General features: G+C 60.1%; 25 protein-coding genes. 18 read left to right on the forward strand and 7 right to left on the reverse strand.

What is annotated here, in order from left to right:
• Positions 1–55 precede the first annotated feature (55 nt).
• Both HKK53_RS26400 and HKK53_RS26405 read left to right on the forward strand, forming a co-directional pair.
• Positions 56–766 (forward strand): response regulator, encoded by a 711-nt coding sequence (locus tag HKK53_RS26400; RefSeq protein WP_169373192.1) that lies wholly within the window; start codon positions 56–58, stop codon positions 764–766.
• Positions 763–2112, forward strand: a complete 1350-nt coding sequence (locus HKK53_RS26405) for a sensor histidine kinase (RefSeq protein ID WP_169373193.1) — start codon at positions 763–765, stop codon at positions 2110–2112. The genes HKK53_RS26400 and HKK53_RS26405 overlap by 4 nt, the downstream gene beginning before the upstream one ends.
• Positions 2113–2155: 43 nt before the next feature.
• On the opposite strand, the gene HKK53_RS32820 is transcribed toward HKK53_RS26405, so the two are convergent.
• The gene (locus HKK53_RS32820; protein WP_272900291.1) at positions 2156–2287 is read right to left on the reverse strand and encodes a hypothetical protein; all 132 of its coding nucleotides are present in this window, start codon (positions 2285–2287) and stop codon (positions 2156–2158) included.
• 295 nt (positions 2288–2582) lie between these two features.
• Between HKK53_RS32820 and HKK53_RS26410 the strand changes: the two genes are divergently transcribed.
• The 13 genes from HKK53_RS26410 (at position 2583) to HKK53_RS26470 (ending at position 14078) form a co-directional block, all read left to right on the forward strand.
• The gene (locus HKK53_RS26410; RefSeq protein ID WP_169373194.1) at positions 2583–3581 is read left to right on the forward strand and encodes an ATP-grasp domain-containing protein; all 999 of its coding nucleotides are present in this window, start codon (positions 2583–2585) and stop codon (positions 3579–3581) included.
• A 78-nt stretch (positions 3582–3659) separates the two neighbouring features.
• On the forward strand, positions 3660–4799 hold the full coding sequence (locus tag HKK53_RS26415) for a trypsin-like peptidase domain-containing protein (RefSeq protein ID WP_169373195.1): 1140 nt from the start codon (positions 3660–3662) through the stop codon (positions 4797–4799).
• Between the two features lie 69 nt (positions 4800–4868).
• Positions 4869–6005, forward strand: a complete 1137-nt coding sequence (locus HKK53_RS26420; RefSeq protein WP_169373196.1) for a phosphoribosyltransferase domain-containing protein — start codon at positions 4869–4871, stop codon at positions 6003–6005.
• On the forward strand, positions 5995–6753 hold the full coding sequence (locus HKK53_RS26425; protein ID WP_169373197.1) for a trehalose phosphatase: 759 nt from the start codon (positions 5995–5997) through the stop codon (positions 6751–6753). Before HKK53_RS26420 ends, HKK53_RS26425 begins: the two co-directional genes overlap by 11 nt.
• Positions 6746–7840 (forward strand): cysteine protease StiP domain-containing protein, encoded by a 1095-nt coding sequence (locus HKK53_RS26430; RefSeq protein ID WP_169373198.1) that lies wholly within the window; start codon positions 6746–6748, stop codon positions 7838–7840. Before HKK53_RS26425 ends, HKK53_RS26430 begins: the two co-directional genes overlap by 8 nt.
• Positions 7840–8790: an HpcH/HpaI aldolase/citrate lyase family protein gene (locus HKK53_RS26435; protein WP_169373199.1), complete on the forward strand. Its 951-nt coding sequence runs from the start codon at positions 7840–7842 to the stop codon at positions 8788–8790. The genes HKK53_RS26430 and HKK53_RS26435 overlap by 1 nt, the downstream gene beginning before the upstream one ends.
• Positions 8787–9566 carry an HAD-IB family hydrolase gene (locus tag HKK53_RS26440; RefSeq protein ID WP_169373200.1) on the forward strand — a complete coding sequence of 260 codons (780 nt, stop codon included), beginning with the start codon at positions 8787–8789 and terminating at the stop codon, positions 9564–9566. Before HKK53_RS26435 ends, HKK53_RS26440 begins: the two co-directional genes overlap by 4 nt.
• The gene (locus tag HKK53_RS26445) at positions 9547–10134 is read left to right on the forward strand and encodes a TerD family protein (protein WP_169373201.1); all 588 of its coding nucleotides are present in this window, start codon (positions 9547–9549) and stop codon (positions 10132–10134) included. Before HKK53_RS26440 ends, HKK53_RS26445 begins: the two co-directional genes overlap by 20 nt.
• Positions 10131–11312, forward strand: a complete 1182-nt coding sequence (locus HKK53_RS26450) for a TerD family protein (protein WP_169373202.1) — start codon at positions 10131–10133, stop codon at positions 11310–11312. The genes HKK53_RS26445 and HKK53_RS26450 overlap by 4 nt, the downstream gene beginning before the upstream one ends.
• Positions 11313–11361: 49 nt before the next feature.
• Positions 11362–11811, forward strand: a complete 450-nt coding sequence (locus tag HKK53_RS26455; protein ID WP_169373203.1) for a tellurite resistance TerB family protein — start codon at positions 11362–11364, stop codon at positions 11809–11811.
• Positions 11812–11823: 12 nt separating this feature from the next.
• Positions 11824–12858, forward strand: a complete 1035-nt coding sequence (locus HKK53_RS26460; RefSeq protein WP_169373204.1) for a TerC/Alx family metal homeostasis membrane protein — start codon at positions 11824–11826, stop codon at positions 12856–12858.
• Between the two features lie 33 nt (positions 12859–12891).
• Complete coding sequence (locus tag HKK53_RS26465; protein ID WP_133840491.1) at positions 12892–13467, forward strand: TerD family protein; 576 nt, start codon at positions 12892–12894, stop codon at positions 13465–13467.
• 32 nt (positions 13468–13499) lie between these two features.
• Complete coding sequence (locus tag HKK53_RS26470; RefSeq protein ID WP_169373205.1) at positions 13500–14078, forward strand: TerD family protein; 579 nt, start codon at positions 13500–13502, stop codon at positions 14076–14078.
• Positions 14079–14148: 70 nt separating this feature from the next.
• On the opposite strand, the gene HKK53_RS26475 is transcribed toward HKK53_RS26470, so the two are convergent.
• A complete protein-coding gene (locus tag HKK53_RS26475; protein WP_169373206.1) occupies positions 14149–15411 on the reverse strand; it encodes a VWA domain-containing protein in 1263 nt (420 codons plus the stop codon).
• Positions 15412–15607: 196 nt separating this feature from the next.
• Between HKK53_RS26475 and HKK53_RS26480 the strand changes: the two genes are divergently transcribed.
• The gene (locus tag HKK53_RS26480; RefSeq protein ID WP_169373207.1) at positions 15608–16357 is read left to right on the forward strand and encodes a tetratricopeptide repeat protein; all 750 of its coding nucleotides are present in this window, start codon (positions 15608–15610) and stop codon (positions 16355–16357) included.
• 58 nt (positions 16358–16415) lie between these two features.
• On the opposite strand, the gene HKK53_RS26485 is transcribed toward HKK53_RS26480, so the two are convergent.
• Genes HKK53_RS26485 through HKK53_RS26500 form a run of 4 tightly spaced genes read right to left on the reverse strand, consistent with a single transcriptional unit; the run spans position 16416 to position 21521 of the window.
• Complete coding sequence (locus HKK53_RS26485) at positions 16416–16637, reverse strand: formate dehydrogenase subunit delta (RefSeq protein ID WP_169373208.1); 222 nt, start codon at positions 16635–16637, stop codon at positions 16416–16418.
• Positions 16634–19516 carry a formate dehydrogenase subunit alpha gene (gene fdhF / locus HKK53_RS26490; protein ID WP_169373209.1) on the reverse strand — a complete coding sequence of 961 codons (2883 nt, stop codon included), beginning with the start codon at positions 19514–19516 and terminating at the stop codon, positions 16634–16636. The genes HKK53_RS26485 and fdhF overlap by 4 nt, the downstream gene beginning before the upstream one ends.
• Positions 19513–21045, reverse strand: a complete 1533-nt coding sequence (locus HKK53_RS26495; protein WP_169373210.1) for a formate dehydrogenase beta subunit — start codon at positions 21043–21045, stop codon at positions 19513–19515. Before HKK53_RS26495 ends, fdhF begins: the two co-directional genes overlap by 4 nt.
• Entirely contained in the window at positions 21042–21521 is a 480-nt protein-coding gene (locus HKK53_RS26500) for a formate dehydrogenase subunit gamma (RefSeq protein ID WP_169373211.1), read from the reverse strand. Before HKK53_RS26500 ends, HKK53_RS26495 begins: the two co-directional genes overlap by 4 nt.
• A 377-nt stretch (positions 21522–21898) precedes the next feature.
• Between HKK53_RS26500 and HKK53_RS26505 the strand changes: the two genes are divergently transcribed.
• Both HKK53_RS26505 and HKK53_RS26510 read left to right on the forward strand, forming a co-directional pair.
• Entirely contained in the window at positions 21899–22351 is a 453-nt protein-coding gene (locus tag HKK53_RS26505) for a hypothetical protein (RefSeq protein ID WP_169373212.1), read from the forward strand.
• Between the two features lie 12 nt (positions 22352–22363).
• Positions 22364–22732 (forward strand): PH domain-containing protein, encoded by a 369-nt coding sequence (locus tag HKK53_RS26510; RefSeq protein WP_149658098.1) that lies wholly within the window; start codon positions 22364–22366, stop codon positions 22730–22732.
• A 140-nt stretch (positions 22733–22872) separates the two neighbouring features.
• On the opposite strand, the gene HKK53_RS26515 is transcribed toward HKK53_RS26510, so the two are convergent.
• Positions 22873–23184 (reverse strand): DUF3077 domain-containing protein, encoded by a 312-nt coding sequence (locus HKK53_RS26515; RefSeq protein WP_169373213.1) that lies wholly within the window; start codon positions 23182–23184, stop codon positions 22873–22875.
• Positions 23185–23661: the final 477 nt, after the last annotated feature.

Raw genomic sequence — 23661 nt, forward strand, 5'->3', positions numbered from 1 at the left:
GGCTGGCGTGAATGGTTTTAGATGGCGGTTCCATTCGGCCCTTAAGTGACCTTCGGTGAACAGCCTTTTAATCGTGGACGACGACCTTGAGGTCCTCGATCTGCTGAAAAAATTCTTTGTGCAGCACGGCTACAGCGTCGAGGTCGCCACCGATGGCGCGTCGCTGTGGGCGGCCATCGAGCGCCAGGTGCCGGACCTGATCATCCTCGACGTGATGCTGCCCGGCGACAGCGGGCTGATCCTGTGCCAGCAACTGCGGATTCGCCACGCCCTGCCGATCATCATGTTGACCGCCATGGGCGAGCTCAGCGACCGGGTGGTCGGGCTGGAATTGGGCGCCGATGATTACCTGACCAAACCGTTCGACGCCCGCGAGCTGCTGGCCAGGGTGCGCGCCGTGCTGCGTCGCGTGGATGAGCGGCGTCCGGTGTTGCAGGAGCGCCCACGGCCGTTGATCGACTTCGCCGACTGGCACCTCGACGTCACGCGCCGGGAGCTGCGTTCGCCGGACAACGTGATGATCCCGTTGTCGGCCGGTGAGTTTGACTTGCTGCTGGTGTTCGTCGAACACCCGCAACGCATCCTCACCCGCGAGCAACTGCTGGACCTGGCGCGGGGGCATAGTCATGAAGCGTTTGATCGCAGCATCGACGTCCAGGTCAGCCGCCTGCGGCGCAAACTCGAGTCCGACACCAAGCGCCCGGCGATGATTCGCACCGTGCGCAATGGCGGTTATCTGTTCACCCCCAGCGTGACGCGGCGATGAGCGGGCTCAAACGAAACTGGCCGCAAGACACGGTGGCGCGCTGGATTGCGTTGACGATCATCCTGGCGATGCTGATTTCCCTGGCGCTCAACGGGCTGTTTATCCAACTGGCCGGGGTGTGGGCGCGGCCGCCGCTGACCGAAACCGGATTGCTGGAAAAAATCGCCGCCATCACCCGCGTCATCGAAGCCGCCCCGGCACCAATGCGCAGCCAATTGGCCCACGCCGTCAGCGACAAAGGCTTCACCGTCAGTTGGCACCTGGATCAACGCGAACTGAATCTGCCGACAGTGGATGACCCCATTTCCCACGAAAGCATGGCGATCCTGCAGCCGCTGTTTAAATCCGCCGACCGGCGAATCGAAGCCTATGAGCCGTCCGACTGGACGGAGCACCCGGCGGACGCGCATTACGCGCTGGTGGTCGAACTGCCGGACGCCTCGTGGCTGATGTTCTCGGCGCCCTCGCGCAGTTGGGGCCTCGACGAGGCGCCACGCTACCTGATCGTGATCCTGCTGGTGCTGGTCTCCACCGCCCTGGTCGCACTGATCGCCACCCGCCGCCTCGCCACCCCGTTGCAGCGCTTCGCCGAAGGCGCCCGACGCTTCGGCACGGACTTCCGCGCTCCGCCCATCGAGCCGCTGGGGCCCCACGAAATCCGCCAGGCCATTCTCGCGTTCAACGCCATGCAGGCCCAGTTGCAACACTTCATCCGCGACCGCACGCAAATGCTCGCCGCCATCTCCCACGACCTGCGCGCGCCCCTGACGCGGATGCGCTTGCGGGGCGAATTCATCGAAGACACCGGACAACAGCAGCGGCTGTTTCGCGATGTGGATGAAATGCAGGCCATGATCAATTCGGCGCTGGAGTTTTTCCGCGACGACGCGCGGCTTGAGCCGGCGACCCAATTTGATCTGGCGGAACTGCTGCAAACGCTGTTGGATGATTACCGGGATCAGCGTATCGACATCGCCTTCTGCGGGCCGCTGCGGCTGGTGTATTTCGGCCGACCGCTGGGGCTCAAGCGCGTCATCACCAATCTGCTGGATAACGCGATCAAGTACGGCAATGAGCCGACGATCGAGTTGATCCCGAGTGCGGATCAGGTGCGAATCAACATACTGGATCGTGGGCCGGGGATTCCCGAGTCCAGTCTTGAACAGGTATTTGTACCGTTCTTCCGCATGGAAGGTTCGCGCAACAAAAGTACCGGGGGCGTGGGTCTGGGGTTATCGGCCGCGCGGGCGATTGTGTTGGAGCATGGGGGAGAATTGAGCCTGCGTAATCGGGCGAAAGGCGGGTTGGAGGCGACGGTGGTATTGCCGGTGCATCCAGCCGCGTGAAGTCATGCCTGGCTATCTATGGCTTGGCTGGTGGGGACGACACTTAATGCATCGGCACCAGGGACAGCGTGATAGACAGTATGACCAGCCCGACGATAAAACCGGACACCGCCCCGGCCATGTTGCCGAAAAGCAGGCCCCAGCTGCCGCGATTGAGCACCACCCAGCGCCACATGAACCCCCAGGCCGCTGCAAAATATCACAAAGCGTAGAAACTCCATTCACTCCCTTCCTTACGCGCAGTAACAAAAAAATCGCGCTCCACTTTCGCAGAGCACTGACGATGGGCGGCACGATATCAAAAACAGGGGATTGCGCCACTGCCCGGGCGTACGGTGAGAAGCGCCTGTAGGGAATTAAGTAGCCTTTTGCTTCAGGTCCGTTATCGTGGCGGGAAATTCAGTTGCCGTAGGACTTCGTTACTCAATGCGAGTAGCGATCCCGGTCGATATTCATTCAGGAGCGTAAACGTGATCTGGTTTCTCGAAGGTCAATCCAGCCAGCGCGACATTCTTATAGGCGCGCGCGAGGCACTGCCGGCGAACGTCAGGATTTTTGCTTCCCATCGTAAGGATCGACCTGAAATCACGAGTCAGGCAGATGTCAGCTTTCAAGAGCCCCTGGACAACGAGGAGCGCATCGACTGGGTGATCGCCACAGCGCTTGAGCACGGCATCAAAGTGATCCTTGCCGGGCGTATCGGCAGCTTCTATGAAGTGGCGCGAGATCGCTTCGAAGCCGCCGGTTTGCAGTTGGTGACGGGCGGGATGTCCATGGACACCTTCGATAACGTCGACGATAAAAGCCGCTTCACCGCAGAAGCCGAGCGCGCCGGGCTGGCGTGCATTCCCGCCGTGACGATCAACAATGCCCAGGAACTGGCCGCGGCTTATGAGTTGCTGTCCGCGCAAGGCGAGGTGTGCATCAAACCGGTCGTCGGTATTTACGGGCAAGGTTTCTGGCGGTTCAAGGACGATGTCGAGCCGTTCCGCTGCCTGGAAAACCCGGATGTGCGGGAAGTCGACTTCGACACCTACCTCAGCCTCTATAAGGCCAGTCCCGAGCGGAAGCCGATGCTGGTCATGCCGTATTTGCCGGGTAGCGAGTGTTCCGTCGACATGGTGTGCGAAGCAGGCAAGCCGGTTGCGTTCGTCGGCAGAAGAAAGCAGGGTGTTCACCAGACCTTCGAGCGCGAGTCCGCCGCCGTTGAACTGGCGCTCAAGGCCGCGGCGCACTTCAAGTGCGATGGGCTGGTCAATGTCCAGACCCGGGATGACCACAATGGCGTTCCCCATCTGCTGGAAATCAACCCGCGTTACTCCGGCGGCATTGGCTACACGAGGGCAACCGGGGTAAACCTGGCTGGAATCTTCGCCGTTCGTCGGCTGGGTCTGCCAGAACCCGCGGGCCAGTGGGTGGACAACGTCCGGGTGAAGCCAATCACAGTTGCCGTTATAGCGCCTTCCTGATATTACAACGCCACATAGACAGTGAATGATTGTTGCTGTCTTGGCATAATTGCCAGCTACCGATCAAGGAACGACAGGATGAAGGCGCTTACGCCTGGAGCCAACGCCGCTATTTCAGGCGTCAAATGTGCATGGACGCTAGAGTGCAGCCACTCTACCGCCTTTGGGGAATACGCAGCCGTAGCGCTGCTGCCCGTCACTGAGAAGCGTCTTCCGACAGGTGACCCGGCTCTGTTTCAAGTCACTCAACAGTGGATGGAATGGAGCGGTACGCCGTCGTCCATTGGTTGTTCCCTGGACTTGTCCCGTCTTCCCGGCGGCAGCGAACGGCTGCTGCTGGTCGTTTATACCTTTTCCGCCGCTGGCCCTCTCAGCGAACTCAAGGACCTGCGGCTGCAAGTCGACAACCAGGTCGAACTGTCCCTGGACCTGAAAAGCAACGGTGAATCTGCGATCGTCATCGGCGAGTTCTACAGCCGCAACGATCAATGGAAATTCCGCGCACTGGCCGAAGGTTCGGCGTATGGCCTGGCCGCGATGGGCCGGCGAATGGGCATCACGATTGATGATGCGCACCCCAATCGCCGTCCGTATTCAGGGGATTCCGCGAGGAGTCGTACCTCGGCTACAGGCACCGGGTTCGTCGTATCGCCCAACCAGGTCATGACCTGCGCCCACGTGATCGAGGGGATGGAGGAACTGCACATTGCCTCGTTTGCCGGTCGTTACCGCGCCGAAGTGGTGGTGGTTGATCAGCGCAATGACATGGCGTTGCTGCGCATTCAGGATTGCCCGCCGCTGTCGCCCGTGGTCTTCAAGGAAGGGGTCGGTTGTGCGCTGGGTGAGTCGGTGATTGCCCTGGGCTTCCCGATGGCAGGCCTGGCGGGCGGCGGCGTGCATGTAACGCAGGGCGGCGTGTCCGGTCTGTTCGGGTTGCACAATGATGCAAGCCTGCTGCAGTTCACGGCGGCCATTCAGCCGGGGTCCAGCGGTAGCCCGTTATTCGATAGCAGCGGGGCGGTCATCGGGATGGTGACGTCGTCGCTGCCGGATGCGCAAAACATGAACTTCGCGGTCAAGGCCGGGTTGTTACTGGCTTTTCTGGATGCCTGTCATGTCTCGCCACCCAAATCTCCAACCGGTCGGGTTTTTTCGACCGCCGAAATGGCTCGTGAAGCCCAGTCGTCACTCTGGCGGATCGAAGCCCGAAATCCTTAGAGGCACCCTGCTTTAAAAATAGTGAAGGGTTGTCAGTTCACTAATTCGCCTCTTTTAGGAATGTTGCACATGGAATTCGCAGTAGAAAAATCCACGACCACCACACTCAGCGCTCAATTGAAGCGCGGGCTGATGGAAGTCGATGTCGATGAATCCTCCATCGAACCCCATTCGTTATTCGGGTTCGCCGAACGCCGTAATCCTAAACGGGCGTTCCTGTTTGTGTCCCGCGTCCTGGGCCGCCATATTCCGGTGCGCCCCTCGATCATGCAGGCCAGTTACGAAAGCCTGGCAGCCAAGATTCCCGCTGACTTGCCCGGCCCGGTCCTGGTGATCGGCATGGCCGAGACGGCCGTCGGCCTGGGCGCCGGTGTACACCGCGCCTACAGCAAGACCCGCCCGGACACCGTTTACATGGTCAGCACGCGCCATCCGGTCGGCACCGAGCTGTTCACCCGTTTTGAAGAAGAACACAGCCACGCCAGCGCGCACCTGATTCACCAGCCCACCGATCTCGATGTGCGGGAAATGATGCTCAACGCGCGTTCCCTGGTGTTGGTCGACGATGAAGCCTCCACCGGCAAGACCTTCATCAATCTGCATCGCGCCCTCGTGGATGCCGGCCTGAGCAAAGTGGAGCAGGTCGTGACCTGCGTGCTCACCGATTGGTCCCGTGGCGCGGTGCGCAACGTGTTGGGCGAGACGGCGACCCAGGTTTCGCTGTTGCAGGGCGCTTATCGCTTCTCTGAGGATAAAGATGCACCGCTGCCGGAAATGCCCGATGTTGGCGCCGTTGCCGTAGGCGAATGGCCGCTCGACCCGCGTAACGATTGGGGACGCTTGGGCGTGCGTCATGTCGAGGACACATTGGCCCCGCATATTCAGGTCAAGCCGGGCGAGCGCGTGATGGTCGTCGGCACCAGCGAGTTCGTCTGGCGTCCGTTTCTGTTGGCCGAGCGTCTTGAACGAGCCGGGGCTGATGTGCATTTCAGCTCCACCAGCCGCTCGCCGATTGCCTTGGGCCATGAGATCGGCCACGCCTTGTCGTTCTCCGATAACTACGGCCTGGGCATTCCGAACTTTCTCTATAACGTGCGTCCGGGGCAGTTCGACCGTGTGTTGATCTGTACCGAAACGCCTGCGCAAGCGGTTCCCCAATCGCTGATTGATGCGCTGAACGCGGAGGTCATTGTCGATGAGCAATAAGCGTCCCCTGATACTCATCGATCTTGATGACACCTTGTTCCAGACCGCTCGCAAGATGCCACAGGGCGCGGAACGCCATACCGCGACGCTGGATGTCGACGGCCAGCCCAACGGCTACATGAGCGCCGTGCAGAAAAACTTTGTCGAGTGGTTGCTGGCATCGGCCGATGTCGTGCCGGTCACGGCGCGCAGCGTCGAAGCGTACAGCCGCGTGCAATTGCCTTTTGTTGCAGGCGCCGTGTGTTCCCACGGTGGCGTGATCCTGCAGCCCGATGGCTCGCTGGATCGTGATTGGCATGGGCAGATGACCGACACGCTGGCGGCGTATCAGGATCGTCTTCCGGCCCTGAGTGCGGCGACCCTGGCCATCGGCGAGGAAATGGGTTTTTCCCTGCGCGGATGGGTGGTGGAAGAGCAAGGCCTGTTGAATTACGTGGTGACCAAGCACAACGAGTCGGACGATTCGGTGCTGCAAAAGGTTTTGGCCGAGGTTCAGGCCCGAGGCCTGCTGGACGACATGCATATCCACGGCAACGGCAACAACCTCGCGTTCCTGCCGCACGGCTTGTCCAAGCGCCTGGCGGTTCAAGAACTGCTGCGCCGCGACCGCGCTGCCAATGGCGAGCGCCCGGTGCTGGGGTTTGGTGACAGCGTCACCGACCTGGGCTTCATGAACGAATGCAACTTCTGGGCGACCCCTGCCAATAGCCAATTGGCCAAAGTAGTGGAGGCGATGATCCATGGTTAATGCCTTTGCCCATCTGACCACGGTTGGCAGTGGCAGTTACGCGTCCGATGACGTGCACTTTCTGCTGCAACCCGTCGACATCGAAGTGACGGACGTTGAAGAGAAAGAGCGCCTGATCCAGACGCGGCAGAAGCATTACTCCGAGATGATCAGTCAGGAATCGGCCCCGACCGAAGTCCACAAAGGGCTGTACCAGCGTGCCATGGCGCAAAACTCGGTCAGGATGGCCCGCGATGTCCAGTCCTTGGCACTGGCCTTGGACCGGGCTTGTGACGGCCCTTCGATCGCGCTGGTGTCGTTCGTGCGCGCGGGGCTGCCTTTGGGTGTGTTGCTGCGCCGCGCGCTGTTGGACCTGGGGCGCGACGCCCACCATTACGGCATCAGCATCGTGCGTGACCGGGGCATCGACATGATTGCCCTGGAAGCGGTGGTTCAGGCTCACGGCGCTGAGAACATCGTCTTTGTCGATGGCTGGACCGGCAAGGGCGCCATTTCCGGGGAGATCCAGCGCAGCCTCAAGGGCGACACGCGTTTTCCCGAGCAGCCACGCCTTGTGGTCCTGGCCGACCCTTGCGGGCGCGCCTGGCTGGCGGCTTCGGCCGAAGACTGGGTGATTCCGTCCGGCATCCTCGGGGCCACGGTGTCCGGCCTGGTCTCGCGCTCCATCTGGCCGGCCAACGGTGGCCTGCATGGTTGCGTGGTCTACGACCACTTGCATGAACACGACGTTACGCGCGAATTCATCGACCAGATCGAAGCCGAGCGTCAGGCGCTGCCTGCGGTCGAATCCGCCGCACCCTGGACTGAAGCGCAGCGCAACGAGCTGCAGGCTTCGGCACTGAGTGTCATCGACGCGATTGCCGCGCAATGGGGTATTACCAATCTGAATCGGGTCAAACCCGGCATTGCCGAGGCCACGCGTGCCGTCCTGCGCCGGGTGCCGGATCAGGTGCTGGTGCGCGATCGCAGCGATCCGGACGTGCAATTGCTGATGCACCTGACCGAGCGCGCGAACGTGACGGTTGAGGAGATGGGGGCTGCCCTCGGTCCTTATCGTGCCGTGACCGTCATCCGGAGTTTGAGCTGATGAAAACACTATCGCCCTATGCCCTCGGTGCAACCCTCTACATGCCGGCCACCCGCGAGGACATCCTCGATGTGGTCCTGCACAAAAAACTGCCCGAGCTGCGGTCGATGGTGGTGTGCCTGGAAGATGCGGTCGCGGACATCGACGTCGAAACGGCGCTGGCCAATCTGCACAAGCTGCTGCTCTCGATTGACCAACAGGGTGGCCGCTCGGTAGACGGCCCCATGTTGTTCGTGCGACCGCGTGATTCGCAGATGGCGGCCGTGCTCAACGACTGGCCGTTGATGGTGCATGTGGACGGTTTTGTCCTGCCCAAGTTGAGCCTGGCCAATCTGCGCGCGTGGGAATTGGCGGTGACCAACCCCGACATCTTCCTGATGCCGACCCTGGAGACCCGTGAGGTCTTCAACCCGGTGGCGATGATCGAGCTGGGCACGGCGCTCAAGCAGACCCTGGATCACCGCATCATTGCCCTGCGCATCGGCGGCAATGATTTGCTGGGCTGCCTGGGCCTGCGGCGCAATCCCGCGACCACGCTTTACAGCACGCCCATGGGTTACGTGATTCCGATGCTGGCCGGGGTCATGGGATCGCAAGGTTTCGCCTTGACCGCCCCGGTGTTCGAGCGTCTGGCCACCCCGCATTTACTGCTGGAAGAACTGAGCCTGGACATTGCCCATGGCCTGGTGGGCAAAACGGCGATTCATCCAAGCCAGATCAGCAGCATTCAGGACAGACTGCGGGTCAGTCTCGAAGATCTAAATTGTGCCAAATTGATGCTGAATGAAGTCGCGCCCGCGGTCTTCAATCACAATGACACGATGTGCGAACCAGCAACTCACTTAAAATGGGCCATAAATATCCTTGAGCGTGCCAAGTGGCATGGTGTCAGGCATGCGGAGCCGAGCCATAGCGATCAGTCGATCCGTCTTGCCGAGGCCGGCCGATGACCCAGGAAATGCTTGAGATGGGCCCGGCCGGGGCCAAGGTTCTGTCGGTCTTTGACTTCGACGGCACCTTGACCCGGCACGACAGCTTCGTTCCCTTTCTGAAATTTGCGTTTGGCAAAATCGAATTTGCCAAACGCTTGCGCCTGCTCGCCGGACCGGGAGTGCGTTACCTGACGCGTCGCTTGTCGCGTGACGAGCTCAAGGCCCGGCTGATCGCCGCGTTCCTCACCGATGCCAAGGAAGAGTGGGTCCGGCACAAGGCCGCGGAATTCTGCGGCCTGTACTGGACCCGTCTGATGCGTCCTGCCGGTTTGACCTCGGTGGCTGCCGAAAGACAGGCCGGCAGTGAAGTCACCTTGTGTTCCGCCTCGCCGGCATTGGTCCTGAAGCCGTTTGCCGATCGCCTCAATATCAAATTGATCGCCACCGAACTGGAAGTCGTCGATGGGCGCCTGACCGGGCGCATATCGGGCAACAACTGCCGCTGTGAAGCGAAGGTGCAGCGACTTGAAGCGGTGTACGGCGACCTGACGCAATACCGCCTGCGCGCCTGGGGCGACACTCGCGGTGACCACGAACTTCTGGCTGCTGCGCAAGATGCGCACTGGCGACATTTCCACCCTGCATGGCGCCGTGGGCGTCTGCGGGTATCCAAGACCCTGGCCCGAGAAGCTGGCGTTGCGCCGATGGCAACTCGTCCGGTTGAGGACAGCAAAGAGACACCCTCGCAATTGACGACCAACAAGGAGCGTACCGATGGCCCTAACTCTGACTAAAAACCAATCAATCTCCCTGGAAAAAACCGCCGGCGGTGGCCTCACGGCGATCACGCTCGGCCTCGGCTGGGATCCGGAGAAAGCCGGGTTCATGGGGCGGTTGATGGGTAACGGTGGTGACGTCGACCTGGATGCCTCCTGCATTCTGTTCGATGCCGACTTCAAGCCAGTGGACCTGGTGTGGTTCCGTCAATTGACGTCCCGCGACGGTTCGATCCAGCACTCGGGCGACAACCGCACCGGTGAAGGCGCCGGCGACGACGAAACCATCACCGTTGATCTGCAGCGCCTGCCGGCCACCGTCAAGTCACTGGTGTTCACCGTGAACAGCTTCACAGGCCAGAACTTCGAGAAGATTGCCAACGCGTATTGCCGCATCCTCAACGCGAGCAACAAGACCGAACTGGCACGCTTCAATCTGTCCGAGAAGGGCCGTCACACCGGCGTGGTCATGGCCAGCCTGGTGCGTGAGAACGGCGGTTGGGATTTCAAGGCCATCGGTCAGGTGACCAACGGCCGCACCGCTGACGACCTGGTCAACCTGGCGGTTCAGGCGGTGCGTGCATGACCACCCTGGTTCCTGGCGAGAACGCGCCGGTAACCACCGGCCAGGTGCGGATCGATATCAGCTACTCGGCCATCCCGGGTGCTGATATCGACGTGTCTGCATTCGTCCTGAATGCCGCGGGCAAAGTCCGCGGCGACACTGATATGTGCTTCTACGGCCAGACCAATGTGCTGGGCGGAACGGTGCAGATGACCGAGTCGTCCGCCGGTCGTGCGGTCTTCACCCTTGATTTGTCGCGCCTGGACGCGGTGGTCGAGAAGGTGGCGCTGACGGCGACGATCTACGAGAACAAAGCCAGCTTCGACCGGGTATCCCATCTCGCGCTGACCGTCACTGGCGGTATCGAGGCGCAGATACCGACCAGCGGAATGAAAGAAACCGCACTGATCCTCGGCGAGTTTTATCGCCGCCAGGGCGAGTGGAAATTCCGTTGCGTCGCCCAGGGTTTTGCCGGTGGCCTTGAGCCTTTGGCCAAGTACTTCGGTGTCGAAATTGCCGCGCCTGCCCCGGCTCCGGTGGCCGCTCCTGCACCTGTAGCGGCACCTGCCGCGCCAGTGCCGGCAGCGCCGCCGAAGTCTTCGGTGAGCCTGAGCAAAATCACCCTCGACAAGACCCGCTCCTCGATCAGCCTGGAAAAAACCGCCGAAGGCTTTGGCGAGATCAAGGTCAACCTCAACTGGAACAAAGGCAAGGGCGGCGGTTTCTTCTCGCGCAACAACGCCATCGACCTCGATGTGGGTTGCCTTTACGAGTTGCAGGATGGCTCCAAAGGGGTGGTCCAGGCACTGGGCAACAGCTTCGGCGATCTCGACTACGACCCTTACATCCGGTTGATGGGCGATGACCGTACCGGCGCCGTCAGCGATGGCGAATGGCTGCACATCAACGGCCGGCATTGGGGTGATATCCGCCGGGTGCTGGTGTTCGCCTTCATCTACGAAGGCGCGCCGAACTGGCGTGAGACCGATGGCGTCGTGACCATTTATGTCCCGGGTCAGCCACCGATCGAAGTTCGCCTGAATGAAGAGGGCGGTCGCCTTGGCATGTGTGCAATCGCCCTGCTGGAGAACGAGGGCGGCGGCGTCAAGGTCAGCCGACGGGTCGATTTCCACAAAGGTCATTCGGTCATGGACAAGGCTTACGGTTGGGGCATGCGCTGGTCGGCAGGTTCCAAGTAATTATTTGAAAAACGGCGGGCCGGTCCGGTCCGCCCTAGAGGTGAACAACATGTTGTCATGGTTGAAAACAAACGCGGCACTCGCCCGCGAGAAGCTGACCACCGAAGTGGCCAAGTTCAAGAACAAAGAGTTCATGGAAGCGGTTGCCAACAGCTGCGCCATGGTCGCTGCGGCCGACGGTGAAGTCAGCTCGGCTGAAAAAATGAAAATGACCGGGTTCATCAACAACTCGCCCGAGCTGAAAGTGTTCAACCTGAGCGACGTCATCAAGGTCTTCAACGACGCGTGCGGCAAGTTCGAATTCGACTTCCAGATCGGTCAGGCCGAAGCCCTGAAAAACATCAGCAAGATCAAGGGTAAGGACGGCGCAGGTCGCCTGCTGGTCCGTGTTGCCTGCGCCATCGGCGCGTCGGACGGTAATTTCGACGAAAAAGAAAAAGCCGTTTGCCGCCTGATCTGCCTCGAGCTGGGCTTACCCCCGGCTGACTTTGAACTGTAAGGAACAACAACTGTGGAAGTTACTCACCTGGGTTTCCCCCCGCTGACCATCGCTGTATTCGTGGCGCTGGCGCTCGGCGCGATGATCCTCGACATGTTCACCCATCGCGGTGACCAGCCGATCAGCCTCGCCAAAGCGTCGGCCTGGTCGGTGTTCTGGATTCTCATCTCGTTCGGCTTCGCAGGGTTCCTGTACTACGAACATGGTCCGGATGTCGCCACCCTGTTCATCACCGGCTATGCGCTGGAAAAAGTCCTGAGCGTGGACAACCTGTTCGTGTTCATGGCGATCTTCGCCTGGTTCAAAGTGCCGAATGGCCTGCGCCATCGCGTTCTGTACTGGGGCATCATCGGCGCGATCGTTTTCCGCCTGATCTTCGTGGCCATCGGTACCGGCCTGCTGGCGCTGGGTCCTTGGGTCGAAGTGGTGTTTGCCCTGATCGTGGCCTGGACAGCAGTCATGATGCTGCGCGGCGGCGGTGACGACGAAGAGGAAGAAGATTACTCCACGCACATGGCGTACCGCTTCGCCAAGAAGCTGTTCCCGGTGTGGCCGAAACTGCATGGTCACGACTTCTTTGTCCGTCGCAAGACGCTGGAAGGCGAGCTGAGCAAGCCGGAAAACAAAGGCATGTCGCTGGCGGCCAAGGGCGGTCTGTTCGCCACGCCGCTGTTCCTGTGCCTGGTGGTCATGGAAGTGTCGGACGTGTTGTTTGCCTTCGACTCCGTCCCGGCCGTCATCGCCGTCAGCCGCGAACCACTGATCGTGTTCTCGGCCATGCTTTTCGCCATCCTCGGCCTGCGGACCATGTACTTTGTGCTGGAAGCGCTGAAACGCTACCTGGTGCACCTGGAAAAAGCCGTTATTGCGCTGCTTTTCTTCATCGCGGTAAAGCTGGGCCTGAATGCGACTGACCACCTGTTCCATCACGGCTACAACATCGATCCGAACACCAGCCTGATCATCGTTGTCGTAGTGCTGGCCATCGGTATTTTCGCCAGCGTGATCTTCCCCGAAAAGGAAGTTGCCCCGGCTGACAATCAGTAATTCAAAACGCATTAACCACAAGGAGCTGTACTCATGGCATTGACTCTTCAAAAAGGCGGCAACCTGTCCCTATCGAAGACCGATCCTTCGCTGACCAAGATTCTGGTCGGTCTGGGTTGGGATCCTCGCGCAACTGACGGCACGGAGTTTGACCTGGACGCCAGCGCGTTCCTGCTGGGTGCCAACGGCAAAGTGCGTGGTGACGCCGACTTCATTTTCTACAACCAGCTCAAAAGCGCTGACGGCTCCATCGAGCACACCGGTGACAACCGCACCGGTGCTGGCGATGGCGACGACGAAGTACTGAAAATCGACTTGAGCCGCGTTCCGGCCGATATCGACAAGATCGCATTCACCGTCACCATCCACGACGCTGATGCACGCAAGCAAAACTTCGGTCAGGTCGGCGGCTCGTTCATTCGTGTGGTCAACGAAATCTCCGGTGCCGAGATTGTTCGTTACGACCTCGCAGAAGACGCTTCCACCGAAACCGCGATGATCTTCGCCGAGCTGTATCGCAACAACGGCGAGTGGAAATTCCGTGCCGTTGGTTCGGGCTATGCCGGTGGCTTGAAAGCGCTGGCCAATTCGTACGGTATGAACTTCTAAACCCCTCGGTCTACTGAATAAGGAAACTAACCATGGCTGTAAGTCTTTCCAAAGGCGGCAACGTATCCCTGTCCAAAGAAGCTCCGGGCCTGACCGAAGTGCTCGTGGGCCTGGGCTGGGATCCTCGTGTTACTGACGGCACCGAGTTCGACCTCGATGCGTCGATTTTCGTCGTAGGCGAAAACGGCAAAGTGCTCGACGACAACAGCTTCATTTTCTACAACAACAAGAAGTCGACTGACGGCTCCGTCGAACACATGGGCGACAACCGCTCCGGTGCTGGCGAAGGCGACGACGAGCAAGTGACAGTCAAACTGACCTCCCTGGCTCCGCTGGTGAAGAAGCTGGTATTCGCGGTCACCATCCACGACTCCGATGCGCGCAAACAGAACTTCGGTCAGGTTTCCAACGGCTACATCCGCGTTGTGAACAAGGCTGACGGTAAAGAACTGGCACGTTTCGACCTGAGCGAAGACGCTTCCACCGAAACCGCCATGATCTTTGGCGAGCTGTATCGCAGCGGTGAAGAGTTCAAGTTCAAGGCGATCGGCCAAGGTTTCGCCGGCGGCCTGAAGCCTCTGGCTGAAGCCCATGGCGTCAGCATCGGCTAACCCTTTTGGGTTAAAAAAAAGCCCCGCTTTCGCGGGGCTTTTTCTTGCGTGTCAATTCATGACCCGACGATTAAAAGATAATGCCTTTAGCCTTCGCTTCCTTCAGCCACTGCGGGAATTCTTCCATCAGCTTGTCGTACAGCTGCTCTTCGCTGATGTCGTGCAGGTCATCCAGGGCGAAGAAGCCGCAGTTGTCGACGACCCGGCCGGTCATGGTGTCGAGTTTTTCCAGGATGCCGTAGTTGTGGCCGCCGATGCCGACGAATTGCCAGAAGATCGGCAGCTTGGCTGCTTCGATCATCAGCTTCTTGATCGCGCCACTGGCCGACACGCCGCCATCACTGATGAACAGGATGTAGATCGGCGTGGTGTCCCGGGAGTTCTTGTAGAAGTCGATCACCTTCTTGATGGCTTTGGGCTCGTCGTTGTAGCGAGCGCCCAACGCCCAATCCTGCCAGCCGCCGCGGTCGGTTTTGATGAAGTCTTTGTGATTGGCCAGTGACACGGCGGACAACTGCTGTGTCTCGGCGCCAAACGCCCAACAGTCGAGGGTGCCGTCGTCGTCGAAGTGCAGCGCCAGCGGCAGCAGTCGGTTGACCACTTCCTGAACGCGGCCGGTCTGGTATTGGTTGTTCATGGACCCGGACGCATCCAGCACCAGGCCGACCCGCGCTTTGACGTCGGTGAGTTTGGCTTTCTCAAGGCTGATCTGGGCTTTCTTCGCCAGGCTGATCAGGTGCGGAGCGGCGTCGCCGATCTTTTTCTCAAGGGAGATGACTTTTGATGCGGGAGCCGGTATCGGCGCTGGTGCGGGCGCCGGTTCGTCAGCGACATCCCCACCGAAATGTTTCACCAGCGCATCCAGGCCGGCGTTGAACCCTTGCAGGTTGGAAGACAGGCGCCATTCGCCCGACTTGCGATAGAGCTCGACGACCATGATGGCTTTCTCGTCGGCGAAGGTCGCGCCCGAGAACGGGCATTGCGCCAAGACTTCGCCGGACAGGCTCTTGATACTGAAGCTGCTGGCCTGGATGTCGCGCATCGCGCCGGCACCGTCGATCGAAGTGGTGAACACCAGGCGATCGATGCTGGTGGGCAGTTTCGACAGGTCGAGGGTGAAGTCACCGCCGTTGGCCATGCTCACGCTGTTGCACGGTGTCGTCGGCTGGTTGAAAAACACCATGTAGCGATCATCGGAAAGTTTGCCCTGCGCATCGATGCCGAAGCACACGAAGTCCAGCACATGGGGCGACTGAACGTTGATCGAGAGGATAAGTTGCGAGCCCTGCATAAGGCTGGACAAGGGTAAGCGTTGTCCTTGGCTGATTTGCATGTTGCGTCCTTGTAGTGGGTGCGCCGTGGTGATGGCAGTCATTGGAAGTGCGGGGATTATGCGGGAGTAGACGCGCGATTTGGCGGGAAGTTTATCTGCGCAGAGGATGTACGGGTGCCCCCGATTGTCTCGGTGCCCTGGCCACGCTACCCTTCGCGCCGCTGGTCATGTCGACTTTCAAACAGGGAAAAACAATATGGACATTAAGCGCTTCTATCCTTCGGTGCGTCGCGTGATAAAGATGAAAGCGATCATCCTGCTTCTGGCTGCACCGTTTTTTGCTCATGCAGACATTACCGAGGACGAGGCGACCGCCAATTGCCTCAAGATCAGCGAGTATTCCGCCGAAGGCGGCAAGTATTACAAGCTCAAGCAATACGCCAAGGCCCGGGCGCAATATGAGCAGCAGGCCGGCTGGTCCGAGAGTTGTCAGCTGGACGAAGATAAAGTCGCGATGGCCTATAACAACGTTGCGCTCACCTACATCCATGAAGGCGATTACCTGAAGGCCCGGGCGTGGCTGAGTATTCTGCCCAACGATAAAAAGTCGATCTACAACCTGGGCAAGATCAGTGGCGATATCAAAAACGCCCTTGAGAAACAGTCGAGCAAGCCAACAGGGCAGTATTGGCAATACGCCGGGGCTGCGTTGTGGAGCTCGATGACGATCAAGCCACAAGGCAAGAAATACCAAGTTGATTTCCAGGGTTTTTACGCAGGGATGATGGCGATGTATTACGGTCCCAATCTCGGTGAGTTCTCCACGGTATTAGCCTTTGATAACGGCAAGGCGCACTACGCCATGAGTGGGGAAGACGAAGGCGATTGTGAGTACGACTTCGATCTTAAGAAGGATGTGCTCACGGTCAATCGCACGGCCGGTGAGTCATGCGGTTTTGGCCACAATGTGGGGGCTGACGGCACTTATCACCGGGTCGAGCTGTAGTTTTAAAAAGAGGAAAAGCCCCGAAAAAACTCGGGGCTGATCCAACGGTTCGCAACTCCTAAGCTTCCCAACCCGCGCCACTGACCGCTTCCTGCGCCAGTGGATGCAAGTCTTCCCCATGATGTTCCGTCTGCCAGGCCAACAACTCCTTGCGCATGCCCGGCGTCCAGTACATCTGCAAATGATTACGCACACCGAGCACGGCCAGTTGCTGGTCCGGCTCACTGGCGAAGTACAGGGCGATCTGGTTGACCATTTTGATCAGGTTGGCAGTGCTCATCGGCGCACCTCAGCTTTGGCGCCACGTGCCTGACGGCGGTCTTTCAGCAGACGGTCCTGTTCGTCACTGAAGGCCTGATAGCGTTTTTGCCACTCGGAAGGGTGGTAGACGCGGCTGACTTCCACGGCGGTGACCTTGTATTCCGGACAGTTGGTGGCCCAGTCGGAATTGTCCGTCGTGATGACGTTGGCCCCGGATTCCGGGAAGTGGAACGTGGTGTACACCACGCCCGGGGCGACCCGCTCGGTGACCCGCGCACGCAATACGGTCTGGCCGGCGCGGCTGCCGATGCCGACCCAATCGCCTTCGTTGATGCCACGGCTCTCGGCGTCGGTCGGGTGGATTTCCAAGCGGTCTTCATCGTGCCAGGCGACGTTCTCGGTGCGCCGGGTTTGCGCGCCGACGTTGTACTGGCTGAGGATGCGCCCGGTGGTCAGCAGCAGCGGATAGCGATTGTTGACCTTTTCCTCGGTGGGCACGTAGCCGGTGAGCATGAAACGGCCCTTGCCGCGCACGAACTCCTCGATGTGCATGGTCGGCGTGCCGTCCGGTGCCGCCGCGTTGCACGGCCATTGCAGGCTGCCGTGGCGATCCAGTTCGGCGTAGCTGACGTTGGTGAAGGTCGGCGTCAGGCTGGCGATTTCATCCATGATTTGCGATGGGTGCGTGTAGTTCATCGGGTAACCCAGCGCGTTGGCCAGGGCCACGGTGCCTTCCCAGTCAGCCTTGCCGCCCAGCGGTTCCATGACCTTGCGCACCCGCGAAATGCGGCGCTCGGCGTTGGTGAAGGTGCCGTCCTTTTCCAGGAACGAACTGCCCGGCAGGAACACATGGGCGAACCTGGCGGTTTCGTTGAGGAAAATGTCCTGCACCACCACGCATTCCATGGCCGACAGTGCTGCGGTGACGTGTTGGGTATTCGGATCGCTCTGGGCAATGTCTTCGCCCTGGCAATACAAACCCTTGAATGTGCCGCCCAGCGCGGCCTCGAACATGTTGGGAATACGCAGGCCCGGATCAGGTTGCAGGGTGACGTTCCACGCCTGCTCGAACTGGGTCCGTACCACTTCGTTGGAGATGTGCCGGTAGCCGGGCAACTCGTGGGGGAAGGAGCCCATGTCGCACGAGCCCTGAACGTTGTTCTGCCCCCGCAGCGGGTTCACGCCCACGCCTTCGCGGCCGATGTTGCCGGTGGCCATGGCCAGGTTGGCGATGCCCATCACCGCCGTGCTGCCTTGGCTGTGTTCGGTGACGCCCAAGCCGTAGTAGATCGCCGCGTTGTTGGCGTTGGCATAGAGGCGAGCGGCGGCGCGGATGTCGGCCGGGGCCACACCGCAGATCTCGCCCAGCACTTCCGGCGAGTTTTCCGCGCGGCTGACTTGCTCACTCCAGCGAGCGAAATCGCTGCCCTCGCAACGGGCGTCGATAAAGGCCTGATCGAGCAAACCTTCGGTGACGATCACATGGGCCAGCGCGTTGAGCATGGCAACGTTGGTGCCCGGACGCAGCGCCAAGTGCAGTTCGGCGCGGGCGTGCACCGAGTCCACCAGATCAATGCGTCGAGGATCGATGACGATCAGCCGCGCGCCTTCACGCAGGCGCCGTTTGAGTTGGGAAGCGAACACCGGGTGCGCGTCGCTGGGGTTGGCGCCCATCACCAGAATCACGTCGGCCTGCATCACCGAATCGAAACTCTGGGTCCCGGCCGACTCGCCAAGCGTTTGTTTCAGTCCATAACCGGTCGGCGAATGGCAGACCCGCGCGCAGGTATCGACGTTGTTGTTGCCGAACGCGGCGCGCACCAGTTTTTGCACCAGATAGGTTTCTTCGTTGGTACAGCGACTGGAGGTGATGCCGCCAATCGAGTCACGGCCGTACTTTTGCTGCAAGCGGCGGAATTCGCTGGCGGCGTAGGTCACCGCTTCATCCCAGGTGACTTCCTGCCACGGGTCGTTGATGTGACTGCGGATCATCGGTTTGGTGATGCGATCCGGGTGGGTCGCGTAGCCCCAGGCAAACCGTCCTTTGACGCAGGAATGGCCGTGGTTGGCCTGACCGTTCTTGTCTGGAACCATGCGCACCAGTTTGTCGCCCTTCATCTCGGCGCGGAACGAGCAGCCCACGCCGCAATAGGCGCACGTGGTGATGACGCTGCGTTCCGGCTGGCCCAGTTCGACCACCGATTTTTCCATCAGGGTCGCGGTCGGGCAGGCTTGCACACAGGCGCCGCAGGACACGCATTCCGAGTCGAGAAAGTTATCGCCACCGGCGGCGGAAACGCGAGACTCAAACCCGCGCCCGGTGATGGTCAGGGCAAACGTGCCTTGGGTTTCTTCGCAAGCGCGCACGCAACGGTTGCAGACGATGCACTTGCTCGGGTCGTAGTCGAAGTAGGGGTTTGAAGTGTCTTTCACGTCCGCCAGATGGTTCTCGCCTTCATAGCCATAGCGCACTTCGCGCAGGCCAACCTGACCGGCGACGGTTTGCAGCTCGCAGTTGCCGTTGGCCGAACAGGTCAGGCAATCCAGCGGGTGATCGGAGATGTACAACTCCATGACATTCCGGCGCAGGGTCGCAAGTTTCGGCGTCTGCGTGTGCACGCTCATGCCTTCAGTGACCGGCGTGGTGCAAGACGCCGGGTAGCCGCGCATACCATCGATTTCCACCAGGCACATGCGGCAGGAACCGAACGCTTCGAGGCTGTCGGTGGCACACAGTTTCGGAATGGTCGTGCCCAGCAGCGCGGCGGCGCGCATCACCGAAGTGCCTTCGGGCACGCTGATGCTGCGGCCGTCGATGTTCAGGGTGACTTGCACCTGGCTTTCGCGCGCCGGGGTGCCGAGATCGATATCGGTGTTCGGGTCGAAGAGGGTGATCATTGGTCGGCCTCCGAAGATTGCAGACCGAAGTCGGCGGGGAAGTGCTTGAGGGCGCTGACGACCGGAAACGGCGCCATGCCGCCCAAGGCGCAGAGCGAACCGTATTGCATCGTGTCGCACAGGTCCTTGAGGATGATTGCCTGCTCATCGCGACCGCTTTGATCCGGCGCAGCCAGCATTCGGTCGATCACCTCGACGCCGCGAGTTGAACCGATGCGGCACGGCGTGCATTTGCCGCAGGATTCTTCGGCGCAGAATTGCAGGGCGAAACGCGCCATGTGCGCCATGTCCAGGCTGTCGTCCGCCACCACCACACCACCGTGACCGAGCATCGCGCCGATACCGGCGAAGGCTTCGTAATCCAGCGGTGTGTCGAAATCCGCGGGCGGCACCCAAGCGCCGAGCGGGCCGCCAACCTGCGCAGCTTTCAGCGGCCGGCCACTGGCGGTGCCGCCGCCGTAGTCTTCCACCAATTCGCGCAGGGTCAGGCCAAAGGCTCGTTCCACCAGCCCGCCGTGACGAATGTTGCCCGCCAGTTGGAAAGGCATGGTGCCGAGGGAGCGGCCCATGCCGTAATCGCGATAGAACTGCGCGCCCTTGGCCAGAATCAGCGGCACCGAGGCCAGGGTCAAAACGTTGTGTACAAGGGTCGGCAAACCAAACAAACCCTTCAGCGCCGGGATCGGTGGCTTGGCGCGGACAATCCCGCGCTTGCCTTCCAGCGAGTCCAACAGCGCGGTTTCTTCACCGCAGATATAAGCGCCGGCACCGACTCGCACTTCCATATCGAAAGCCAAGCCGCTGCCGCCGACATTGGCGCCGAGGTAACCGTTGGCCCGCGCGATATCCAGCGCCTCGCGCAAAGTCGCGACGGCCTGTGGATATTCCGAGCGCACATAGATGTAGCCGTAACTGGCGCCGACAGTGATGCCGGCAATGGCCATGCCTTCGATTAACAGGAAAGGATCGCCTTCCATCAACATACGGTCGGCGAAGGTGCCGGAGTCGCCTTCGTCGGCGTTGCACACGATGTATTTCTGCACAGCCTGAGTGGCGCGCACCGTGCGCCATTTGATCCCGGCCGGAAACGCCGCGCCGCCACGGCCACGCAGCCCTGAATCAAACACCGCCGTCGCGGTTTCATCGCCGCCAATGACGACAGCCCTTTTCAAACCCTCGAAACCGCCATGGGCCCGGTAATCGTCCAGCGACAATGGTCGGGTGATGCCGGCACGGGCGAACAGCAGGCGTTGCTGGGTCTTCAGATAAGGCAATTCTTCCACCAGGCCCAAGGCCAGCGGATGGGCGGACGGCTCGCCTTGCAGCGCATCCAGCACGGACGGCACATCGGCCGCAGTCAACGGACCAAAGCCGATCCGACCTTGCGCGGTGTCCACTTCCAGCAGCGGTTCCAGCCAATACAGGCCACGGGAACTGGTGCGTTGCAGGTCCTGACCGGCAAGCGCCACCGCCACCTCATCGGCACCCACGGCGCGAGCCAGGGAATCACAAGGCAAATAGAGGCTCATACGTCCTCCCGGCAAGCTTCAAGCAGCGCATCCAGCCGCTCGGCACTCAACCGCGCATGCACCTGACCATCCAGCTCCAGCGCGGGCGAACAGGCACAAGCACCAAGGCAATAAACCGGACGCAAACTGATACTGCCATCGGCGCTGCTGCCGTGATCATCCAGTTGCAGACGTTCGCGCAACTGCGCGGCCAACTGCTCGGCACCGCGGCTCTTGCACGACTCGGCGCGGCACAGACGCAGGATATGGCGGGCCGGCGGCGCGGTGCGGAAGTCATGGTAAAAACTGATCACCCCACGAATCTCGGCCTGACTCTGATTGAGGGCGTGGGCAATTTCGGGAATGGCGACATCGGGGATATAACCGATACCCTCCTGAATCTCATGGAGGATCGGCAACAGTGCACCCGCAGAGCCTTTATGGCGCTCCAACAGGCTGTTGACCATCGGCAGGTGCAACAACATCTCATCAGGCATACAGCATTCCTCACGGTCACGGACACACCAGAAGGTCGTCGGTTGTCCGAAAGTGTCGGCTGCGGCGTTCACACCACGTCACGGTATCGTGGCATTTTTGGCCGGTGGCCAGGCACCCTGAGCGGGCATCTTGTTGGGCCCGGTGCGATCTTTGTCGCACCTCTTCAGGGCATAAATTGCAGCTTGCCACGCTGGCATCGGTTCAACTGCACAAAAGCGACGTGCTCGGTTCTTTCCACGACCACCCGTTAAGTCTAGAAGAGCACTGACGAAGGCGCGCACTGTCTGAAATCTTTTGTGGCACAAGCACTGCACACCCATCCACTACAGTGAACGTACGATGCCGTTCGGCGCGAACTGATCGCCAAGGAGTCAACATGAAGAAAGCCATCCTGCCGGCGCTGATCATCCTGATCGCCGCCCAAGCCCCGGCCTACGCCATCAACGACAAATACCGCAAACAACTGGAGCAATCCGGCTGCACCCAAGTCAGCGAAACCCAAGGCTGCGACATCCACAAGTCCAAGGCAGAAAACGCCAAGGCCGGCTTCACCAATCCCGCCACCGACGCCCCAAGCACCCCAACCCCCTACGTCGGGCAATGGGTGGCCAAGAGCGAAGCCGGCGCGACCGTCGCCACCATCCGCATCGATGCCAAGGAGCAAGTCTGGGTCAACGGCAAACGGGTCAATGCCAAGCGTACCGACGGCACGCTACAGTTCCGCCAGGGCAAGATCACCTTCACCATTCAGGGGGATCGGCGATTGCAGAATCAGGATTACTGGATGGACAGCGATGCCGGGACTAAAGGACCGATTCAAATCGAATAACAGGAGCGACAAATGATTGATTTCAACAACAAGGGCTTCTTCAAACTCAAGCAAAACGAAGAATACGCCCAGCGCGTTACCGACCTTTTGCTCGACGGCGAACACGTCATCGACGCCTACAAATCCATGCGCGACGGCGTCGTGTTCACCAACAAACGCATCATCGCCGTCAACGTCCAGGGCATCACCGGCAGCAAAAAAGACTTCACCTCGCTGCCGTACAAAAACATCGTCGCGTACTCGGTGGAAACGTCCGGCACGTTCGACCTGGACTCCGAACTGGAGATCTACTTCTCGTCACTGGGCAAAGTGAAATTCGAATTCACCGGCAGAACATCAATGGTCGAAATCTCAAAACTGATCTCCCAACACGTCCTCTGACCCAAACACGAAAAAGCCCCGAAAACTCGGGGCTAAACACAATCCAACGTAGGAGCGAAGCTTGCTCGCGAAAGCGCCAGCCCAGCCAACACCAATGCTGAACCGACTACGACCCTCCCAAACAACCCGCTCCCCCGTTCCTACCCCTCAGCCTTCTCCGCCGCCCGCTTAGGCGGCACCGTAGAATCCCGCCCCCGCGTCAAAACCTTCACCGCATCATCCACCAACGCCTTACTCATCGACGTCAAATAATGCGCAGCCCAGGCATGACGGTCAGTATCCCTGTCATAGGCAGCCTCTTTGGTCAGCGACTTAGCCAAAAACAGAAAGTCCGAAGCCATCGACAACGCATCACCCAGCGGCACATCGCGAGTGACGTGGAACAGCGGTTGGTCTGCACAGTAAATGGCCGGGGTCAGGCCGATGGTTTTGAGTTCGGGTTGATCAGTCATTGGGCGTCTCCGGTGATGGAGAAGCGGTGGGGCAGGGGGAAGCGTTATGCGATTGGGTGTTGCGTAGAGGGGAAAGCCAAATTGTGTACGGATTGATGCTGCGCATTATCAGACTCCTTGATATGAGGAGCTGCCACGTTCGTTACCACACGAATGGGTGACAGCTGTGCGCAGGGTGGTAAACCGGGAATCAAGGAAACCGGCACGTCCGAAGACGTCCCACGCACAGCTGCCATAACTCACGCCGCAGGCATAAAAAAAGCGCCGGCAGACGTGATGGGGGCGCTGTAGCGCCTTGAATAACTCGGGTTACCACACCCGGTCGCTGAATTGGCAGCGACGGTGGGAGGTTATCGTGGAGACACTTTTCCTGCAACCTCGGAAGGGTGGGTGATTATCTAGTCAGTCCCTGTGGAGTTCGGATATGAAACGCATTGAAACAGGTCAATACCATTTGTCTTGGGTTACATATTTGCG

This window comes from Pseudomonas sp. ADAK7, assembly GCF_012935675.1.
Taxonomy (GTDB): Bacteria; Pseudomonadota; Gammaproteobacteria; order Pseudomonadales; family Pseudomonadaceae; genus Aquipseudomonas.

Coding starts and splice junctions, on each gene's coding strand:
- HKK53_RS26405 (WP_169373193.1), top strand. CDS start 763: ATGAGCGGGCTCAAACGAAACTGGCCGCAAGACACGGTGGCGCGCTGG.
- HKK53_RS32820 (WP_272900291.1), bottom strand. CDS start 2,287: ATGTGGCGCTGGGTGGTGCTCAATCGCGGCAGCTGGGGCCTGCTTTTC.
- HKK53_RS26415 (WP_169373195.1), top strand. CDS start 3,660: ATGAAGGCGCTTACGCCTGGAGCCAACGCCGCTATTTCAGGCGTCAAA.
- HKK53_RS26420 (WP_169373196.1), top strand. CDS start 4,869: ATGGAATTCGCAGTAGAAAAATCCACGACCACCACACTCAGCGCTCAA.
- HKK53_RS26425 (WP_169373197.1), top strand. CDS start 5,995: ATGAGCAATAAGCGTCCCCTGATACTCATCGATCTTGATGACACCTTG.
- HKK53_RS26430 (WP_169373198.1), top strand. CDS start 6,746: ATGGTTAATGCCTTTGCCCATCTGACCACGGTTGGCAGTGGCAGTTAC.
- HKK53_RS26435 (WP_169373199.1), top strand. CDS start 7,840: ATGAAAACACTATCGCCCTATGCCCTCGGTGCAACCCTCTACATGCCG.
- HKK53_RS26440 (WP_169373200.1), top strand. CDS start 8,787: ATGACCCAGGAAATGCTTGAGATGGGCCCGGCCGGGGCCAAGGTTCTG.
- HKK53_RS26445 (WP_169373201.1), top strand. CDS start 9,547: ATGGCCCTAACTCTGACTAAAAACCAATCAATCTCCCTGGAAAAAACC.
- HKK53_RS26450 (WP_169373202.1), top strand. CDS start 10,131: ATGACCACCCTGGTTCCTGGCGAGAACGCGCCGGTAACCACCGGCCAG.
- HKK53_RS26455 (WP_169373203.1), top strand. CDS start 11,362: ATGTTGTCATGGTTGAAAACAAACGCGGCACTCGCCCGCGAGAAGCTG.
- HKK53_RS26465 (WP_133840491.1), top strand. CDS start 12,892: ATGGCATTGACTCTTCAAAAAGGCGGCAACCTGTCCCTATCGAAGACC.
- HKK53_RS26470 (WP_169373205.1), top strand. CDS start 13,500: ATGGCTGTAAGTCTTTCCAAAGGCGGCAACGTATCCCTGTCCAAAGAA.
- HKK53_RS26475 (WP_169373206.1), bottom strand. CDS start 15,411: ATGCAAATCAGCCAAGGACAACGCTTACCCTTGTCCAGCCTTATGCAG.
- HKK53_RS26480 (WP_169373207.1), top strand. CDS start 15,608: ATGGACATTAAGCGCTTCTATCCTTCGGTGCGTCGCGTGATAAAGATG.
- HKK53_RS26485 (WP_169373208.1), bottom strand. CDS start 16,637: ATGAGCACTGCCAACCTGATCAAAATGGTCAACCAGATCGCCCTGTAC.
- fdhF (WP_169373209.1), bottom strand. CDS start 19,516: ATGATCACCCTCTTCGACCCGAACACCGATATCGATCTCGGCACCCCG.
- HKK53_RS26495 (WP_169373210.1), bottom strand. CDS start 21,045: ATGAGCCTCTATTTGCCTTGTGATTCCCTGGCTCGCGCCGTGGGTGCC.
- HKK53_RS26500 (WP_169373211.1), bottom strand. CDS start 21,521: ATGCCTGATGAGATGTTGTTGCACCTGCCGATGGTCAACAGCCTGTTG.
- HKK53_RS26505 (WP_169373212.1), top strand. CDS start 21,899: ATGAAGAAAGCCATCCTGCCGGCGCTGATCATCCTGATCGCCGCCCAA.
- HKK53_RS26510 (WP_149658098.1), top strand. CDS start 22,364: ATGATTGATTTCAACAACAAGGGCTTCTTCAAACTCAAGCAAAACGAA.
- HKK53_RS26515 (WP_169373213.1), bottom strand. CDS start 23,184: ATGACTGATCAACCCGAACTCAAAACCATCGGCCTGACCCCGGCCATT.